The sequence below is a fragment of the Serratia sp. CY27727 genome (genome assembly GCF_052169275.1).
Taxonomy (GTDB): domain Bacteria; phylum Pseudomonadota; class Gammaproteobacteria; order Enterobacterales; family Enterobacteriaceae; genus Serratia; species Serratia sarumanii.
The window spans coordinates 287,220-305,296 of record NZ_JBJNLB010000005.1 but is presented as its reverse complement, the minus strand read 5'-3'; the positions used below and the strand labels follow the sequence as shown (position 1 = coordinate 305,296).

General features: G+C 59.9%; 15 protein-coding genes. 7 read left to right on the top strand and 8 right to left on the bottom strand.

What is annotated here, in order from left to right; genetic code table 11:
• The first annotated feature begins 243 nt into the window (after window positions 1-243).
• Both ACJ8HB_RS15500 and mdtD read left to right on the top strand, forming a co-directional pair.
• Complete coding sequence (locus ACJ8HB_RS15500; protein WP_033653941.1) at window positions 244-933, top strand: FadR/GntR family transcriptional regulator; 690 nt, start codon at window positions 244-246, stop codon at window positions 931-933.
• Between the two features lie 67 nt (window positions 934-1,000).
• Window positions 1,001-2,416: a multidrug transporter subunit MdtD gene (mdtD, locus tag ACJ8HB_RS15495; protein ID WP_442520199.1), complete on the top strand. Its 1,416-nt coding sequence runs from the start codon at window positions 1,001-1,003 to the stop codon at window positions 2,414-2,416.
• On the opposite strand, the gene rbsR is transcribed toward mdtD, so the two are convergent.
• The 7 genes from rbsR to kup form a co-directional block, all read right to left on the bottom strand.
• Complete coding sequence (rbsR, locus tag ACJ8HB_RS15490; protein ID WP_025160301.1) at window positions 2,413-3,414, bottom strand: ribose operon transcriptional repressor RbsR; 1,002 nt, start codon at window positions 3,412-3,414, stop codon at window positions 2,413-2,415. The genes mdtD and rbsR overlap by 4 nt on opposite strands.
• A 4-nt stretch (window positions 3,415-3,418) precedes the next feature.
• Window positions 3,419-4,345 (bottom strand): ribokinase, encoded by a 927-nt coding sequence (rbsK, locus tag ACJ8HB_RS15485; protein ID WP_033649572.1) that lies wholly within the window; start codon window positions 4,343-4,345, stop codon window positions 3,419-3,421.
• A gap of 61 nt (window positions 4,346-4,406) precedes the next feature.
• Complete coding sequence (rbsB, locus tag ACJ8HB_RS15480) at window positions 4,407-5,294, bottom strand: ribose ABC transporter substrate-binding protein RbsB (protein WP_033638632.1); 888 nt, start codon at window positions 5,292-5,294, stop codon at window positions 4,407-4,409.
• A 24-nt stretch (window positions 5,295-5,318) separates the two neighbouring features.
• Window positions 5,319-6,287 (bottom strand): ribose ABC transporter permease, encoded by a 969-nt coding sequence (gene rbsC, locus ACJ8HB_RS15475; RefSeq protein ID WP_019455467.1) that lies wholly within the window; start codon window positions 6,285-6,287, stop codon window positions 5,319-5,321.
• 6 nt (window positions 6,288-6,293) lie between these two features.
• A complete protein-coding gene (gene rbsA, locus ACJ8HB_RS15470) occupies window positions 6,294-7,799 on the bottom strand; it encodes a ribose ABC transporter ATP-binding protein RbsA (protein WP_033636505.1) in 1,506 nt (501 codons plus the stop codon).
• 7 nt (window positions 7,800-7,806) lie between these two features.
• Entirely contained in the window at window positions 7,807-8,226 is a 420-nt protein-coding gene (rbsD, locus tag ACJ8HB_RS15465) for a D-ribose pyranase (protein ID WP_033649571.1), read from the bottom strand.
• Between the two features lie 170 nt (window positions 8,227-8,396).
• The gene (gene kup / locus ACJ8HB_RS15460; protein ID WP_033636508.1) at window positions 8,397-10,265 is read right to left on the bottom strand and encodes a low affinity potassium transporter Kup; all 1,869 of its coding nucleotides are present in this window, start codon (window positions 10,263-10,265) and stop codon (window positions 8,397-8,399) included.
• 283 nt (window positions 10,266-10,548) lie between these two features.
• Between kup and ravA the strand changes: the two genes are divergently transcribed.
• Window positions 10,549-12,057 carry an ATPase RavA gene (ravA, locus tag ACJ8HB_RS15455; RefSeq protein WP_094860172.1) on the top strand — a complete coding sequence of 503 codons (1,509 nt, stop codon included), beginning with the start codon at window positions 10,549-10,551 and terminating at the stop codon, window positions 12,055-12,057.
• Window positions 12,058-12,059: 2 nt separating this feature from the next.
• On the top strand, window positions 12,060-13,523 hold the full coding sequence (viaA, locus tag ACJ8HB_RS15450; RefSeq protein WP_033649569.1) for an ATPase RavA stimulator ViaA: 1,464 nt from the start codon (window positions 12,060-12,062) through the stop codon (window positions 13,521-13,523).
• 6 nt (window positions 13,524-13,529) lie between these two features.
• Here viaA and asnA read toward each other — a convergent pair whose 3' ends face one another.
• The gene (gene asnA / locus ACJ8HB_RS15445; RefSeq protein WP_033636511.1) at window positions 13,530-14,522 is read right to left on the bottom strand and encodes an aspartate--ammonia ligase; all 993 of its coding nucleotides are present in this window, start codon (window positions 14,520-14,522) and stop codon (window positions 13,530-13,532) included.
• A gap of 155 nt (window positions 14,523-14,677) precedes the next feature.
• Here asnA and asnC point away from each other — a divergent pair, with 155 nt between their 5' ends.
• The 3 genes from asnC to mnmG all read left to right on the top strand — a co-directional run bounded on the left by asnC (window position 14,678) and on the right by mnmG (window position 17,951).
• Window positions 14,678-15,139 carry a transcriptional regulator AsnC gene (gene asnC, locus ACJ8HB_RS15440; RefSeq protein ID WP_004933786.1) on the top strand — a complete coding sequence of 154 codons (462 nt, stop codon included), beginning with the start codon at window positions 14,678-14,680 and terminating at the stop codon, window positions 15,137-15,139.
• 100 nt (window positions 15,140-15,239) lie between these two features.
• Window positions 15,240-15,680 (top strand): FMN-binding protein MioC, encoded by a 441-nt coding sequence (gene mioC, locus ACJ8HB_RS15435; protein ID WP_033649568.1) that lies wholly within the window; start codon window positions 15,240-15,242, stop codon window positions 15,678-15,680.
• A gap of 381 nt (window positions 15,681-16,061) precedes the next feature.
• Window positions 16,062-17,951 (top strand): tRNA uridine-5-carboxymethylaminomethyl(34) synthesis enzyme MnmG, encoded by a 1,890-nt coding sequence (gene mnmG, locus ACJ8HB_RS15430; protein ID WP_033649567.1) that lies wholly within the window; start codon window positions 16,062-16,064, stop codon window positions 17,949-17,951.
• Window positions 17,952-18,077 lie beyond the last annotated feature (126 nt).

Here is an 18,077-nt window from a genome sequence, read left to right as displayed (position 1 = left end):
TTTCGCTGTCTTCTCGCTGACCCGGCGGCTTGTCAGTCGTTGTTCCCGGTCAGTGGAGGCGCATTATAGGGAGTTCTCGGCAGGCCGCAACCCCTAAATGCAAAAAACTTTTCAAGCGCGCTTTTTTTCAACAAAAGGACGAAAAAGCGACGAATTTATGTCACTTTTTCAGGCAAACAGCCATAAAAGCTGGCGATCACTGGAGTAAAATAGAAATAACGATGTCAGTAAGGACCCGCAGCCATGCCGTTAAATGCACAACAACAGGCCGCCCAACGCAATCTTTCTTATCTGCTTGCAGAGAAACTTGGCCAACAAATTCTGGCGGGCGATTATCAGGCCGGCAGCATCCTGCCCGGTGAAATGGAACTGGGCGAGCAATTCGGCGTCAGCCGCACCGCAGTACGCGAAGCGGTAAAGATGTTAGCCGCCAAAGGCATGCTGCTACCGCGCCCGCGCATCGGCACCCGCGTGATGCCGCAGAGCCAATGGAATTTCCTCGATCAGGATTTACTGACCTGGTGGATGACGCGGGAAAACTTCGATCAGGTGATGCAACACTTCCTTATCCTGCGTACCTCGCTGGAGCCGCAGGCCTGCGCGTTGGCGGCAAACCACGCCAGCCCGCAGCAAACCAAGCTGCTGGCGGAGCTGATGGCGGAAATGCGCGCGCTGCATACCCAGTTTGATCGCGAGCGTTGGATCCAGGTCGATACCCAATTCCACCAGCTCATCTACGAAGCCAGCGGCAACCCGTTCCTGACCTCGTTCGCCAACCTGTTCAGTTCTGTGTACCAAAGCTACTTCCGCGCCATCACCGGCAATGAAGTGATCAAGCTGCGCCATCATCAGGCTATCGTCGATGCGATACTCGCCGGAGACAGCGCCGGTGCCCTCGTCGCCTGCCAGATACTGCTGAAAGAGAAAGACTAGACACGCTCCCCGCTTATATATAGAAGAAAGAGACGAGGGACAGACGACCATTTAACCAGGACCGACCATGACCCAATCCGCGCGCAGTATGGCAGGACTTCCGTGGATCGCCGCAATGGCGTTCTTTATGCAGGCGCTGGACGCCACTATCCTCAATACCGCGCTGCCGGCGATCGCCCAAAGTCTGGGGCGTTCGCCGCTGGCGATGCAATCGGCCGTCATCAGCTACACGCTGACGGTGGCGATGCTGATCCCGGTCAGCGGCTGGCTGGCGGACCGCTTCGGCACCCGGCGCGTGTTCATCTTCGCCGTCACGTTATTCACCCTCGGCTCGCTGCTATGCGCTCTGTCCCCTACGCTGAGCGCGCTGGTCGCCTCTCGCGTGCTGCAGGGCATCGGCGGCGCGATGATGATGCCGGTCGCGCGATTGGCACTGCTGCGAGCCTACCCGCGCAGCGAACTGCTGCCGGTGCTGAACTTCGTCACCATGCCCGGCCTGGTCGGGCCGATTCTGGGGCCGCTGCTGGGCGGCTGGCTGGTCACCTACGCCACCTGGCACTGGATTTTCCTGATCAATATCCCTATCGGCCTGCTCGGCATCTTCTATGCGCGTAAATACATGCCGGACTTCACCACGCCCAAGCGCCGCTTCGACTTCCTTGGCTTTATGCTGTTCGGCCTGAGCCTGGTGCTGATCTCTACCGGGCTGGAACTGTTTGGCGAGCGGGTACTGGCGAGCTACGTTTCGCTGGGCATTCTGCTCAGCGGCTTCGTGATGTTGTTCGGCTACATCGCGCACGCCCGCCGTCATCCTCAGCCGCTGATCGGTCTCGACCTGTTCAAAACCCGCACTTTCTCGGTCGGCATCGCCGGCAACGTCGCCTCCAGGCTGGGCACCGGCTGCGTGCCGTTTTTAATGCCGCTCATGCTACAGGTGGGATTCGGCTATACGGCGATCGTCGCCGGCTGCATGATGGCACCGACCGCCATCGGTTCGCTGATGGCGAAATCCACCGTCACTCAGGTGCTGCGCTGGTTCGGCTACCGAAAAACGCTGGTCGGCATCGCCGTCATCATCGGGGTGCTGATCGCCCAGTTCGCCCTGCAAAGCCCGGGCATGCCGCTGTGGCTGATGATCCTGCCGCTGTTCGTGCTGGGTATGGCGATGTCCACCCAGTTCACCGCCATGAACACCATCAGCCTGGCGGATTTGAACGACGCCAACGCCAGCGCCGGCAACAGCGTCCTGGCGGTCACCCAGCAGCTGTCCATCAGCTTCGGCGTTGCGATCAGCGCGGCGGTGCTGCGTTTTTACGAATCTCTGTCGTTAGGCACCATGATCGACCACTTCCATTACACCTTTATCACCATGGGGATCGTCACCGTAGCGTCGGCGCTGGTGTTTATGTTGCTGAGAAGGAAGGATGGCCGCAATTTGATCAGCGGCCAGGAAAGCAAGAAAGAAGCGAAGGCGGCGAGTTAACGGCGGCCCACCGAGGCGCGTTCCACCAGCTCGGGCGTCAGCACCAGCACCTGGGGGGCGCGCTCCGGGTTTTGCAGGCGATTGATCAGAGCATCGATCGCCAGTTCGCCCAGCGAATCCTTCGGCTGATGAATGGTGCTCAGCGGCGGCGCCAGATAGCGCGCCAGCTCAATGTCATCGTAGCCCATCACCGCCATATCCTGCGGCACGGAGAGCCCGGCCTGATACAGCGCCTGATAAACGCCCACCGCCACAGCGTCGTTGCCGGCGAACACCGCATGCGGCGGCTCGTCCAGCGCCAGCAGTTGGCGCATGGCGTTCACGCCGCCCTCAAACTCAAAATCGCAATGCACTTCATACCCTGGCGGAACCGGCAATCCGGCGCGCCGCATCGCGTTGCGATAGCCTTCCAGCCGGTGACGGGCGGTGGTTTTATCCTGCGGGCCGGCGATGCAGGCGATCTTGCGGTAGCCGCGGGCGATCAGATGATCGGTCGCCATCTCGCCGCCCAGCAGCGAGTTATCCTGAATAATGTCGTTGGCGCCCTCGAACGGCGCCCAGTCCATCATCACGATCGGCAATGACGGGTAGCGGCTCAGGGCATCTTGCGATGGCCGGTGGTTTTCGGTGCACATCAGCAGCAAACCGTCGACGCGCTTTTGCAGCAGCGTCTCCATGCTGCGGTTCATGCGCGCGGCGTCTTCTTCGGTATTGCACAGGATTAAACTGTAGCCGCGTTCATAGCAGCTGCGCTCCACGCCGCGCACCACTTCGGCATAAAACGGGTTGTTGCTGGCGGTCACCAGCATGCCGATGGTGCGCGTCTGATTGAGCTTCAGGCTGCGCGCCAGCGCGGAAGGCGCATAGTTCAGCTGTTCTACGGCCGCCATGACCTTGTCGCGCACGCTGTCGCTGACAAAGCGATTGTTGTTGACCACATGCGAAACGGTAGAGGTTGAAACGCCCGCCAGGCGGGCGACATCTTTCATGGTGGCCAAAGGATCACCCCTGCTGCTGCAAGAAGGCGTCGATATCTTCACGCCACGGCACCGAAGGCTGCGCGCCAGGGCGGGTCACGGCGATCGCCGCCGCCGCATGGGCGAAACGCACCGCGTCGGCCATGGCCTTGCCTTCCAACAGGGCAGTGACCAGCGCACCGTTAAAGGTATCGCCGGCGGCGATAGTATCCACCGCTTGCACCTTGAAGCCGGGCACCCGTTTGCCGTTGCCGTTTTCGCTCAGCCACACGCCGCGGCTGCCGAGGGTGATGATCACCGTCGCGATGCCCTTGTCGTGCAGCGCCTGCGCCGCGCGCGCCGCATCGGCGTCGTTGTCCACGGCGATGCCGGTCAGGCGCTGGGCTTCGGTTTCATTCGGGGTGATCATATCGATCATGCCCAGCAGCTCGTCCGGCAGCTCACGCGCCGGGGCCGGGTTGAGGATCACCTGCGTGTGATGCTGCTTCGCCAGGCGGGCGGCGGCGATCACCGTCTCCAGCGGCGACTCCAGCTGCATCAGCAAAGCGTCGGCATCGATCACTTTTTGTTGGTAGCGTGCCAGGTAATCCGGCGTCACCGCCGCGTTGGCGCCGGCATCGATGCCGATCACGTTCTCGCCTTCGGCGTTGACGAAGATCAGCGCCACGCCGGTGGTGCTGTCGGCGATGGCTTCAATCGGTTGGGTATCAATGCGATCGCTCGCCAGCTGCCGGCGGACACGTTCGCCAATGTCGTCGGCGCCCACGCAGGCGATAAAGGCGATCTCCGCCCCGCTGCGCCCGGCCGCCACCGCCTGATTCGCGCCCTTGCCGCCAAACGCCACCTTATACTGTTTCCCGATCACCGTTTCGCCCGGGTGGGGGAAGTGTTCAATATTGAGGATATGGTCGGCATTGATGCTGCCAAGAACCACCAGCTTACCTGTTTCCATCGCATTGATTCCTGAATTGCGCGCCATCGTAAACGCCCCGTTCCGATGGCGCTGGTATGACTTATTTAGTGACCAGTTTCAAATCGACCGGGATGGTCGCCGGCACTTTTTCGCCTTTCAGCACTTTATCGGCGGTTTCCACACCGATCACGCCGATCTGATCGGGACGCTGCGCCACGGTCGCCGCCAGCTTGCCGCCTTCAACCGCTTTCACGCCGTCGGCGGTGCCGTCGAAGCCTACCACGATCACGTCGGTTTTACCGGCGGTTTGCAGCGCGCGCAGCGCACCCAGCGCCATTTCATCGTTCTGGGCGAACACCGCCTGCACGTCCGGGTGCGCGGTCAGCAGGTTCTGCATCACGTTCAGGCCCTTGGTGCGATCGAAATCGGCCGGCTGGCTGGCCAACAGTTTGAATTTATTCTGATCCAGCGACTGCTTGAAGCCTTCACCGCGTTCACGCGCGGCGGAAGTGCCGGCGATGCCTTCCAGCTGAATCACCTTGGCATCGGCGCCCACCTTCTTGGCGATGAAGTCGCCGGCCATTTTGCCGCCCACGCGGTTGTCCGAAGCGATGTGGCTCACCACCTCACCCTTGCTCGCCACGCGGTCCAGCGTAATGACCGGGATCTTAGCCTGGTTGGCCATCTTGATGGCGTTGCCCACCGCATCGGAGTCGGTCGGGTTGATCAGCAGCAGCTTGGGCGCGCGCACCATCAGATCCTGCACGTTGGCCAGCTCTTTCGCCGGGTTGTTCTGGGAATCCAGCACCACCAGGTTGTAGCCCAGCTTGTTGGCCTCTTGCTGCGCGCCATCCTTCATTGAGACGAAGAACGGGTTGTTGAGGGTGGACACCACCAGCGCGATGGTGTCTTTGGCCATGGCATTGGCGCTCAGGGTGGCGCTCAGCGCGATGGCGGAGGCTAAGGTTGCCAGTTTTTTCATTTTCATCATCGTGATTCCTGTAGGGGGAGGTTACTTGTTGCTTTTGTTATCTACCAGAACCGCCAGCAGTATCACCACTGCCTTCACGATCATTTGGTAGTAGGAAGAAACACCCAGTAAATTCAGGCCGTTGTTCAGGAAGCCGAGGATCAGCGCCCCGATCAGCGTGCCGACGATGCGGCCCTTGCCGCCGGCCAGGCTGGTGCCGCCCAGCACCACGGCGGCGATGGCGTCCAGCTCATAGCCGGTGCCGGCGGTCGGCTGCGCCGACGACAGGCGCGCCACTTCGATCACCCCGGCCAGCGCCGCCAGCAGGCCGCACAGCGAGTAGACGATAATCTTCACCTTATCGACGCTGATGCCGGACAGGCGGGTTGCCGCTTCATTGCCGCCCAGGGCATAAATATAGCGGCCCAGGCGCGTGTGGTGCAGCATATACCAGGCGGCGATGAACACGATTGCCATGATCCAGATCGGCGTAGGCACGCCCAGCGGGCGGCCGATGCCGAACCAGCCGAAGGTGTCGGCCACGTCGGTGAAACCGGTGTTGACCGGGCTGCCGTTGGTGTACACCATGGTGACGCCGCGCAGCAGCAGCATCATCACCAGCGTGGCGATAAAGGCCTGCACTTTGCCTTTGGCGACGATCACCCCGGTGCAGGCGCCAACCGCGGCGCCCAGCGCCAATGCCGCCGCCACCGCCACCAGCGCGTTGACCTCAAAGCCGACGATCGACGCCGCCACCGCGCCGGTCAACGCCAGCAGCGATCCCACCGACAGATCGATGCCGGACGTAAGGATCACCAGCGTCATCCCCACCGCCATGATGGCGTTCACCGAGGTTTGCTGCAGAATATTGAACAGATTGTTCAGAGTGAAAAAGTTCGGGCTCATGGAAGAGACCACGGCGATCAGCACCAGCAGCGCAATCAACGACTTCTGCTCTAACAGCCACTCTTTACTGAACCAGCGCTTGGCTGCGATAGTCTGGGAACTCATATCTGATTACTCCTGCTTTACGCCGTATTGCTTGCCGACGGCTGCCGCCATCAACGCTTCCTGGGTGGCCTGTTCAATCGGGAACTCGCCGCTGAGATGCCCTTCGTGCATCACCAGAATGCGATCGCTCATGCCCATCACCTCCGGCATCTCCGAAGACACCAGAATGATGCTCAGCCCTTCCTGCTTGAACTGGTTGATTAACTGATAGATCTCTTTTTTGGCGCCGACGTCGACGCCGCGCGTCGGCTCATCGAGGATCAGCACCTTCGGCCGGGTCATCAGGCCGCGGGCGATCGCCACTTTTTGCTGATTGCCGCCGGAAAGCAGACCGATCGGCTGCTCCATCGACGGCGTTTTGATATTGAACAGCCGGATGAAATCCCCCACCGCCTGCCGCTCGTCGGCCTGTTTCAGGCTGCCGTCGGCGCGGCTGAAGTAGCGCAGCGCGGTCAGCGACATGTTTTCCTTCACCGACATGCCCAGCACCAGGCCGTCGCGCTTGCGGTCTTCCGAGATATAGACGATGCCGTTCGCCAACCCGTCCTGCGGCGAATGGGTGACCACCTCGCGGCCATCCAGGCTGACGGTGCCGGCCTTGCGCGGCGCGGCGCCGTACAGGATCTTCATCAGTTCGGTGCGCCCGGCGCCCATCAGCCCGGCCACGCCGAGGATCTCGCCGCGATACAGCGTAAAACTGACGTCCTCAACGCCGGGGCCGGAAAGGTGGCTGACTTCCAGCCGTTTTTCCCCGCGCGGCAAATCAAGGCGCGGGTATTGTTCTTCCAGCTTGCGGCCGACCATCATCTCAATCAGCGAATCTTCCTGCAGCTCGCTCACCGGCCGCTCGGCGATAAACTGCCCGTCGCGGAACACGGTCACGTCGTCGCAGATTTCAAAAATCTCTTTCAGGCGGTGCGAGATATAAACGATGCCGCGCCCTTCGGCCTTCAGCTCGTTGATCACTTTGAACAGCGAGGCGGTTTCGGTGTCGGTCAGCGCGTCGGTCGGTTCGTCCATGATGATCACTTTCGATTCGAAGCTCAGCACCTTGGCGATCTCCACCATCTGCTGATCGCCGATCGACAGCTCGCCCACCAGCCGGTGGCTGCTGTAGCGCAGGTTGAGGCGCGCCAGCAAGCGATCGGCCTCGGCGTACATACGCTTCCAGTCAATGCGGCCGAAACGGTTGACGAACTCGCGGCCGAGGAAGATGTTTTCCGCAATCGTCAGCTGCGGGATCAGGTTCAGCTCCTGATGGATAATGCCGATGCCCGCTTCCTGCGAATCTTTAGGCCCGTTGAACGCCACCTCGTTACCGAGAAAATACTGGCTGCCGGCGTCTTTCTGATAGATGCCGGTCAGCACTTTCATCATGGTGGACTTCCCGGCGCCGTTTTCCCCCACCAGCGCCATCACCTTGCCGGGATAAACGCTGAGGGCGGCGCCGGAAAGCGCCTTCACGCCGGGAAAGGCTTTATCAATCCCTTTCAGTTGCAGTAAAGGTTGCATAAACGCCTCAGAAAGTTACGCCGGCGCACAGGATCAGGTTCGCGTAAGGCGAACACTCCCCGCTGCGGATCACCGCCCGGCTGTGCTCGGTTTGCGCTTTAAACGCCTGATGGCTGATATAACGCACGCTGATGGTATTGCCCTGGCGTTGGCCCAGTGCGGTCAGTTCAGCCAACAGTGCCTCGTGGAGCGACGGATTCTGTTTCACGATCTCTTCCGCCAGGATGGCGCTTTCTACCTGCATCTCTTGCGTGACCGCCGCGAACACCTGCATGAAGGTCGGCACGCCCTGCGTCAGCGCCAGATCGATGCGCTGCGTCGCCGCCGGTATCGGCAGGCCCGCGTCGCACAGGGTGAGCTGGTCGGTATGCCCCAGCCGGGCAATCACGGCAGACACGTCGGAATTCAGTAATACGCCTTTTTTCATCTTCTCACTCCGCTAGCGAAACGTTTCGCTCTCTGGGGGAGTTTAAAAAAACGGCAGGGGAAGGCAACCGGGACAATGCAGAAGTGTGATCGCTATCGAAACGTTTCGTTCACGCACGGACAATGCGCAAACAAAAGGGGCTCAGCCATGCTGAGCCCCTGTCAGGCGGGTTAGATCTCGACCTGTGTGCCGAGCTCGATGACCCGGTTCGGCGGGATCTCAAACTGATCCGGCGCGCGCAGCGCGTTTCGGCTCAGGGCGACGAACAGCTTGCCGCGCAGGTAGAGGTACCACGGCCGCTTGGTGAGGATCAGCGATTCATGGGACATGAAGAACGAGGTCTCCGACATGCGGCACGGCAACCCTTCCAGCCCGCAGCGGTGGAATACCTCCTCGACGTTCGGCGTTTCCCGCCAGCCGTAGCTGGCCACTACCCGCCAGAAGGTCGGCGACAGCTGTTCGATGGTCACCCGGCGCACATTGTGCACGTAAGGCGCATCCTCGGTGCGCAGCGTCAGCAGCACCACGCGCTCATGCAGCACCTTGTTGTGCTTCAGGTTGTGCAGCAGCGCAAAAGGAATGACGTTAGTGGCGCGCGACAGGAACACCGCGGTACCCGGCACCCGCACCGGCGGCGATTTCTCCAGCGAGGCGATCATCGCCTCCAGCGAGTTGCCGTGTTCATGCAGGCGGCGCAGCAGGCGGAAGCGCTCGCTCTTCCAGGTGGTCATAATGATAAACATCACCAGCGCCAAGGTCAGCGGCAACCAGCCGCCGGAGAACAGCTTCAGGGCGTTGGCGGAGAACATCGGCACGTCGATGATCAGCAAGATGGCAGCGATGCCGAGCGCCAGGAAGCGATTCCAGTGCCAGTTGTTGATCGCCACCGAGGTGACCAGAATGCTGGTCAGCACCATGGTGCCGGTGACGGCGATGCCGTACGCCGCCGCCAGGTTGCTGGAGTGTTCGAAACCGACAATCACCAGCACCACCGAGATGTACAGTGTCCAGTTGATCACTGGAATGTAGATCTGGCCGGATTCCATTTCCGAGGTGTGAATAATGCGCATCGGCGACAGATAGCCCAGGCGCACCGCCTGGCGGGTCAGCGAGAATACGCCGGAAATCACCGCCTGCGAAGCGATAACCGTCGCCAGGGTCGCCAGAATCAGCAGCGGGATCAGCGCCCAGTCGGGTGCCAGCAGGAAGAACGGGTTTTTGATCGCCTCAGGGTTTTTCAGCAGCAGCGCGCCCTGGCCGAAGTAGTTGAGCACCAGCGAAGGCAGCACCACGGTGAACCAGGCCAGGCGGATCGGGAACTTACCGAAGTGCCCCATATCGGCATACAGCGCCTCGACGCCGGTGATCGACAGCACCACCGCCCCCAGCGCGAAGAACGACACCTTCTTATATTCCATAAAGAAGTTGAGCGCCCATTTGGGATTCAGCGCCTGCAGCACTTCCGGGTTCGAAATGATGCTGCGCGCGCCCAGTACCGCCAACACGATGAACCACAACAGCATTACCGGGGCGAACAGCTTGCCGACGCTGCCGGTGCCGTGTTTTTGGATAACGAACAGCAGGGTCAGCACCAGAATCGAGAGCGGCACGATATAGGCATCGAGCGCAGGCGCGGCGATTTCCAACCCCTCTATCGCCGACATCACCGAGATCGCCGGGGTGATCACCACCTCGCCATAGAAGAAGCTGCCGCCGATCAGGCCCAGTATCACCAGCACCGCGGTGGTGCGCGCCGAGGTATTGCGCCCGGCCAGCGACATCAGCGTCAGAATGCCGCCCTCGCCGGCGTTGTCCGCGCGCATCACGTAGGTGAGATATTTGAGGGAAACGATCACGATCAGCATCCAGAAAATCAGCGACAGGAAGCCGAAAACCACGTCTGGACGAACATCGAAGCCGTAATGGCCGGAGAAACACTCTCTCAACGTATAGAGAGGGCTGGTGCCGATATCACCGTAGACCACGCCGATGGCCGCCAGGGTTACCGCCGATAAGGACTGCTTATGCTCTGCGCTCATAATTCGTTTCTTTATCAGAACATCCGTTAGCGATGCATCCGCATCAGGCAAAATACGGGCTCAAAGATCCGTCACGCCCACCAGAAAGCCGCACAGTATGCACCATTTATACGGCTTGCCTACCCTTATATCAGAGCCGAAAAATAAACAAAATGTGAACCGGATATCCGGCTCAACTTAGAAAAATATTACTAATCAACAAGCTATACCACTAAAAATAATGGTGGTTTATCATCGGATTATCGACCAAGATTGGCTAACTCTCGGACAATGCGACAATTATATGACGCCATCATCCCTTCTGGCAGAACGAATTTCCCGCCTCAGCAGCGCGCTGGAGAGCGGTCTTTATGAGCGGCAAGAAGCGATTCGCCTGTGCCTGCTGGCGGCGTTGAGCGGCGAAAGCGTATTCCTGCTCGGCCCGCCCGGCATCGCCAAGAGCCTGATCGCGCGCCGGCTGAAGTTTGCCTTCCGCAACGCCCGCTCCTTTGAATACCTGATGACGCGCTTTTCCACGCCGGAAGAGGTCTTCGGCCCGCTCTCCATTCAGGCGCTGAAAGATGAGGGGCGCTATCAGCGTCTGACCGCCGGCTACCTGCCGGAAGCGGAGATCGTGTTTCTGGACGAGATCTGGAAGGCCGGCCCGGCGATCCTCAACACCCTGCTGACGGCGATCAACGAACGGCGCTTTCGCAACGGCAACAGCGAAGAACCGATCCCGCTGCGCCTGCTGGTCACCGCCTCCAACGAACTGCCCGAAGCGGACAACAGCCTCGAAGCCTTATATGACCGCATGCTGATCCGCCTGTGGCTGGATAAGGTGCAGGATAAGCAGAATTTCCGCTCGCTGCTGGTCAACCGCCAGAGCGAAAGTCAAAACCCGGTGCCGGCGGCGCTGAGCGTCAGCGACGAAGAGTTTCTGCAGTGGCAGCCGCAGATCGATAAGGTGGCGCTGCCGGAAGCCTGCTTTGAGCTGATTTTCCAGTTGCGCCAGCGGCTGGACGCGCTGGAACAGGCGCCGTACGTCTCTGACCGACGCTGGAAAAAGGCCCTGCGCCTGCTGCAGGCCTGCGCCTTCTTCAGCGGGCGCGACGCCATCGCCCCGCTCGACCTGATGCTGCTGAAAGACTGCCTGTGGCACGATCTCACCTCGCTGAAGCTGCTGCAACAGCAGATCGATCAGCTGCTGACCGAATCGGCCTACCAGCAACACTCGATGCTGATCCAACTGCAACAAATCCACACCCGCTGGCTGCAGGATCAGCAGCAACAAAGCGACCGGCAGGCCATCAGCCTGGTGAAAAAGGGCGGCATGTTCAGCCGCAAACCGCAATACGCGCCGGCCACGCCGTTCGCCGGCGGCACCCTCACCCTGTTGCTGCAAAAGCCGCTGCAGCTGCATGACATTCAGGTCAACCATCTGAGCATCGAAAGCAGCGTGCTGGACAACTGGCTGCAAAAAGGCGGCGACGTGCGCGCCAAGCTGAACGGCATCGGCTTCGCGCAGCCGATCGATTTGGAGGTCGACGACCAACTGCACCTGACGGTGCTGGACGTCAGCCGCCAGCCTTCGCTGCTGGCGCTGCCGGGCAAACAGGCCACCGCCACGCCGCAGGCGCTGCTGGACGAAATGGACGCGTTGGCCCAACGCCTGGCGGAGCAGCGCCGCGCCTTCAGCCAACATCAGCCCTGTCTGTTCACGCCCGTCGCCGGCCTGGCCAAGATCGAAGCCAGTCTGCTGCAGGTGGCGGAGCAGGTTAAACAGCAACTGCAGCAAATGCGCGGCCAGTAACCATGCTCAGTCTGGAGACGCTCGATCTGCTGCTGGCGATCGCCGAAGGCGAAATGATCGAGGAGATGATCGTCGGCATGCTGGCGGCGCCGCAGCTGTCGGTGTTCTTTAAAAAGTTTCCGGCCCTTCGCCGGGCGCTGGATCGCGATCTGCCACGCTGGAAACTGCAGCTCAAGGAGCGTCTGCAGGAAGCCATGGTGCCGCCGGCGCTGGCGCAGGAATTTTACCGCTACCAACAGTGCCAGCTGGAGAACAACACCCAGTTCTATCACAACCTCAACGACACGATGGAGCTGCTGCGCCAGCTGGTCTCGCCGTTTTATGAACAGGCGCGCGCGCTGGTGGACGCCGCCGATCTGCCCAATCATCCGCTGGACGACAGCTTCCAAACCCTGTTCCTGCAGCGCTGGCGCATCAGCCTGACGCTGCAGGCCACCATGCTGCACCATCAGCTGCTGGAACAGGAGCGCGAGCAACTGATGGCGGAATTGCAGGAGCGACTGGCGCTGAGCGGCGCGCTGGAGCCGCTGCTGTCGGAAAACGACACCGCCGCCGGCAGGCTGTGGGACATGAGCAAAGGCCAGCTACAGCGCGGCGATTACCAGCGGCTGGTGGAGTACGGCAACTTTTTGCAGCAGCAGCCGGAGCTGAAAAAGCTGGCGCAGCAGTTGGGCCGCAGCTATCAGGCCAAGGCGGTGCAGCAACAGGACGCGCAGCCGGAGCCGTTCAGGGTGATGGTGCAGGTCCCGGCCACGCTACCGGAAGAAGTGAGCGGCATTCATCAGAGCGACGACATCCTGCGCTTGCTGCCGCCGGAGTTGGCGACGCTGGGCATTGAAGAGCTGGAGTTCGAGTTTTATCGCCGCCTGCTGGAAAAGCGGCTGCTGAGCTACCGCCTACAGGGCGACGTCTGGCAGGAGCAGATCCTGATCCGCCAGGTCACCCACCAACAGCAGGATCAACAGCCGCGCGGGCCGTTTATCGTCTGCGTGGACACCTCAGGATCGATGGGCGGCTTCAACGAACAGTGCGCCAAGGCGTTCTGCCTGGCGCTGCTGCGCATTGCGCTGGCGGACAACCGCCGTTGCTACATCATGCTGTTCGCCAACCAGATCGTGCATTACGAGCTCACCGCCGCCAGCGGCATCGAACAGGCGGTGCGCTTTCTCGGCCAGCAGTTTCGCGGCGGCACCGATCTGGCGGCCTGCCTGAACGCCACCGTCACCAAAATGGCGGAGAGCGGCTGGTTCGACGCCGATGCGGTGATCATTTCCGATTTTATCGCTCAGCGGTTGCCGGAGGAGGTAATAAAGAAGGTGAAACAGCAGCAGCAAAGCCACCAGCAGCGTTTCCATGCGGTGGCGATGTCCGCCTACGGCAAACCCGGCATCATGCGCATCTTCGATCATATCTGGCGCTTCGATACCGGGCTGAAAAGCCGTTTGATGCGCCGCTGGCGGCGCTAGGCGGGATCAGAGCAGGCCTTCGACCGCCCCGCGCACTTCCGGCGACCACACGCCGCACTGCACCTGGCCGATATGCGACAGTTGCAGCAGCAGCATCACCAAGCGCGACTGACCGATGCCGCCGCCGATGGTCTGCGGCATATCGCCGCGCAGCAGCGACTGGTGCCACTCCAGCTTCATGCGCTCTTCATCGCCGGTCAGCGCCAGCTGACGTTTCAGCGCGGCGGCGTCGACGCGGATGCCCATAGAGGACAGCTCGAAAGCGTCCTGCAGCACCGGGTTCCACACCACGATATCGCCGTTCAGGCCCGCCAGGCCATCCGCCGCCGGGGTGGTCCAATCATCATAATCCGGTGCCCGCACATCGTGCGATTTGCCGTGCGACAGCTTGCCGCCGATGCCGATCAGGAACACTGCGCCCAGCTCTTTGGCGATCGCCCGCTCGCGCCCTTTGGCGTCCAGATCCGGGTAACGCTGCAGCAGGGTTTCGCTGTGCACAAAGTGGATCTGTTCCGGCAGGAACGGGGTCAGACCATGCTCGCGGCTGACTTCCGCCTCCGTCGCCTTGATGGCGGCGTAAATGCTGCGCACGGTGCTTTTCAGGTAGTCCAGGCTGCGCTCTCCGTCGCCCATCACCCGTTCCCAGTCCCACTGATCGACGTACACCGAGTGGATAGGCGTCAGGCGATCTTCATCCGGGCGCAGCGCCTTCATATGGGTGTACAGGCCTTCGCCGGCGCCGAAATCGTAGCTGCCCAGGGTTTTGCGTTTCCATTTCGCCAGTGAATGCACCACTTCGAAGGTGGCGTCCGGCAGGGTTTTCACCTTAACCTGCACCGCTTTCTCGCTGCCGGAGAGGTTATCCTGCGTGCCGTCGCCCAGACGACTGAGGATCGGCGCCTGTACTTCGATCAGGCCAAGCTGTTGCTCCAGCTGGCGGGAGAAGAAGGATTTGACCTGGCTGATTTGTTGTTGTTTTTGGATAAACTGTTTTTTCATTGCCGTATCTCTTATAAACCTGTCTCTGTTGCCATCGATTAAGCAACAAAACGACACACCAATTCAATATCCATTAATCAATATTGCCTTTTCACTTTTAATCGTTCATTTTTATCCGGACAGAATTCAACAATCGTTAATTAATGGGGAATTAAATGGCGGAAATTTATCAGATCGATAATCTCGATCGCGGCATCCTCAACGCTCTGATGGACAACGCGCGCACGCCGTACGCCGAACTGGCGAAAAACTTCGCCGTCAGCCCCGGCACCATTCATGTACGGGTAGAGAAGATGAAACAGGCCGGGATCATCACCGGCGCGCGCATCGACGTCAGCCCCAAACAGCTGGGCTACGATGTGTGCTGCTTTATCGGTATCATATTAAAGAGCGCCAAGGACTACCCTTCGGCGCTGAAGAAGCTGGAAAGCCTGGAGGAAGTGGTGGAAGCCTATTACACCACCGGCCACTACAGCGTCTTTATCAAGGTGATGTGCCGATCGATCGACGCACTGCAGCAGGTACTTATCAACAAGATCCAGACCATCGACGAGATCCAGTCTACCGAAACGCTGATCTCGCTGCAGAACCCCATTATGCGCACCATCGTGCCGTAACCCGCCAAATTGCATACCCACATTATCCACAGGTAGATCCCAGCCGATTCACAGCGTACAATGCAGCCACTTTGAGTGAGAAGGTTGGGATCGTTGGTTCATGGCAGACATTACTCTGATCAGTGGCAGTACGCTTGGCAGCGCCGAATACGTGGCTGAACATTTGGCTGAAAAGCTGGAAGACGCGGGTTTCTCTACCGAGATGCTGCACGGCCCTGAACTGGATGAACTGCCGTTGACCGGCCGCTGGCTGGTGGTCTCTTCCACGCACGGCGCCGGCGAACTGCCGGATAACCTTCAGCCGCTGCTGGAGCAGATCGCCGAACAACAGCCGGATCTTTCCGAGGTGCAGTTCGGCGCCGTCGGTTTAGGCAGTTCGGAATACGACATCTTCTGCGGCGCGATCAAACAGATCGACGATCTGCTGATCGCCAGAGGCGCGAAAAGGATCGGCGATCGTCTCGAGATCGACGTGACCGAGCATGAAATTCCCGAGGATCCGGCCGAGGAATGGGTAAAAAACTGGATTAATTTACTCTAGTTTGTCTAAAGATCGCGCGAACGATTGTGGATAACTAAGCTTAAAAGCAGGGTAAAAGCCGTAGTTATCCAAATAACAACCGTAGGTCGCTTTTTGTCCTGTGCATAACAAGCCTTTTAGATCCCAGCTTATCTGCGTCGGGATCACCGATCATTCACAGCAAACGATCCTCCTTAATCTGCTGATCTTCTTCGTGAATAGTTACTTATCCACAGAGGATCGCGATCCTAATAAGAGATCTAATAAAGAGATCTTTAAATAAAAAAGATCTTCTTTTAATTACCGACGATCCTGACCGCTTGGTCGATCGTCTAAACTTGAGTAGAATCCCCCACCCCAGGGCAAATAACGATCGTTCGCAATACGGCGAGGTGCAGTTCCATGTTTTATCCAGATCAATTTGACGTCATCATCATCGGTGGTGGCCATGCAGGTACCGAGGCCGCCATGGCCGCGGCGCGCATGGGACGTCAGACTTTATTATTGACACACAATATCGATACGCTGGGACAGATGTCCTGTAACCCGGCGATTGGCGGTATTGGTAAAGGGCATCTGGTTAAGGAAATTGATGCACTCGGCGGCCTGATGGCCACGGCGATCGATCATGCCGGCATCCAGTTTAGGATACTAAACGCCAGCAAAGGCCCTGCCGTTCGCGCTACTCGCGCGCAGGCGGATCGCGTACTGTATCGCCAGGCGATCCGCACCGCGTTGGAGAACCAGCCCAACCTGATGATCTTCCAACAGCCGGTTGAGGATCTGATCGTCGAAAACGATCGCGTAGTGGGCGCCGTAACCCAAATGGGCCTGAAATTCCGCGCCAAAGCGGTGGTATTGACCGTCGGCACCTTCCTGGACGGCAAGATCCATATCGGCCTGGAGAATTACAGCGGCGGCCGCGCCGGGGATCCTCCTTCGATCTCGCTGTCGCAGCGTTTGCGTGAGCTGCCGCTGCGCGTCAACCGCTTGAAAACCGGTACGCCGCCGCGCATCGACGCCCGCACTATCGATTTCAGCGTACTGGCGCCACAACACGGCGATACGCCGGTGCCGGTATTCTCGTTCCTGGGCGATGCCAGCCAGCACCCGGAACAAATGGCGTGCTACATCACCCATACCAATGAAAAAACCCATGACGTGATCCGCAATAACCTCGATCGCAGCCCGATGTATGCCGGGATCATCGAAGGGATCGGCCCACGTTACTGCCCGTCGATCGAAGACAAGGTCATGCGCTTTGCCGATCGCAACGCGCACCAGATCTTCCTCGAACCGGAAGGCCTGACCAGCAACGAAATTTACCCTAACGGCATTTCCACCAGCCTGCCGTTCGACGTGCAGATGCAGATCGTACGTTCGATGGAAGGCATGCAGAACGCGCGTATTATTCGCCCTGGTTATGCCATCGAGTACGATTTCTTCGATCCGCGCGATCTGAAGCCGACGCTGGAAAGCAAATTCATTCAGGGGCTGTTCTTCGCCGGCCAGATCAACGGCACCACCGGGTATGAAGAAGCCGCTGCGCAGGGACTGTTGGCCGGTCTGAACGCCGGGCGCTTCGCTGACGAACAGGAAGGCTGGGCGCCACGTCGCGATCAGGCCTACCTGGGCGTGCTGGTGGACGATCTCAGCACCCTCGGCACCAAAGAACCGTACCGCATGTTTACCTCGCGCGCCGAGTATCGTCTGATGCTGCGCGAAGACAACGCCGATCTCCGCCTGACGGAAAAAGGCCGTGAACTCGGCCTGGTGGACGACGTGCGTTGGGCGCGTTACAGCGAGAAGCTGGAGCGAATCGAACGCGAACGTCAGCGCCTGCGCGACATCTGGATGCACCCGCACGCCGAGAACGTCGAACAGGTCAATGCGCTGCTGAAAGCGCCGCTGTCGCGCGAAGCGAACGGCGAAGAGCTGCTGCGCCGCCCGGAGATGGATTACGCGCAGTTGACCGGCACCGAGGCCTTCGCACCGCCGCTGGACGACGTACAAGCCGCCGAACAGGTCGAGATCCAGGTCAAATACGAAGGCTACATCGCTCGTCAGCAGGAAGAGATCGAAAAACAACAGCGCAACGAGAACACCGTGCTGCCGTTGGATCTCGACTACCGTCAGGTTTCTGGGCTGTCGAACGAGGTGATCGCCAAGCTGAACGATCACAAACCGAACTCCATCGGCCAGGCTTCGCGCATCTCCGGCATTACGCCGGCGGCGATCTCGATTTTGCTGATCTGGCTGAAAAAGCAGGGACTGCTGCGCCGCAGCGCGTAAATCCCGCATCCAGGCGGCCGTTTGCTCATCCCGTAGCCAAACGGCCGCTGACATCACTTGCGCCCTGAATTATCATAGGCGCCTCATTGCGCCAGCTAACCATCAGCTGGTCGTTCAGCGCCTGCC

Coding starts and splice junctions, on each gene's coding strand:
- ACJ8HB_RS15500 (WP_033653941.1), top strand. CDS start 244: ATGCCGTTAAATGCACAACAACAGGCCGCCCAACGCAATCTTTCTTAT.
- mdtD (WP_442520199.1), top strand. CDS start 1,001: ATGACCCAATCCGCGCGCAGTATGGCAGGACTTCCGTGGATCGCCGCA.
- rbsK (WP_033649572.1), bottom strand. CDS start 4,345: ATGGAAACAGGTAAGCTGGTGGTTCTTGGCAGCATCAATGCCGACCAT.
- rbsB (WP_033638632.1), bottom strand. CDS start 5,294: ATGAAAATGAAAAAACTGGCAACCTTAGCCTCCGCCATCGCGCTGAGC.
- rbsC (WP_019455467.1), bottom strand. CDS start 6,287: ATGAGTTCCCAGACTATCGCAGCCAAGCGCTGGTTCAGTAAAGAGTGG.
- rbsA (WP_033636505.1), bottom strand. CDS start 7,799: ATGCAACCTTTACTGCAACTGAAAGGGATTGATAAAGCCTTTCCCGGC.
- rbsD (WP_033649571.1), bottom strand. CDS start 8,226: ATGAAAAAAGGCGTATTACTGAATTCCGACGTGTCTGCCGTGATTGCC.
- kup (WP_033636508.1), bottom strand. CDS start 10,265: ATGAGCGCAGAGCATAAGCAGTCCTTATCGGCGGTAACCCTGGCGGCC.
- ravA (WP_094860172.1), top strand. CDS start 10,549: ATGACGCCATCATCCCTTCTGGCAGAACGAATTTCCCGCCTCAGCAGC.
- viaA (WP_033649569.1), top strand. CDS start 12,060: ATGCTCAGTCTGGAGACGCTCGATCTGCTGCTGGCGATCGCCGAAGGC.
- asnA (WP_033636511.1), bottom strand. CDS start 14,522: ATGAAAAAACAGTTTATCCAAAAACAACAACAAATCAGCCAGGTCAAA.
- asnC (WP_004933786.1), top strand. CDS start 14,678: ATGGCGGAAATTTATCAGATCGATAATCTCGATCGCGGCATCCTCAAC.
- mioC (WP_033649568.1), top strand. CDS start 15,240: ATGGCAGACATTACTCTGATCAGTGGCAGTACGCTTGGCAGCGCCGAA.
- mnmG (WP_033649567.1), top strand. CDS start 16,062: ATGTTTTATCCAGATCAATTTGACGTCATCATCATCGGTGGTGGCCAT.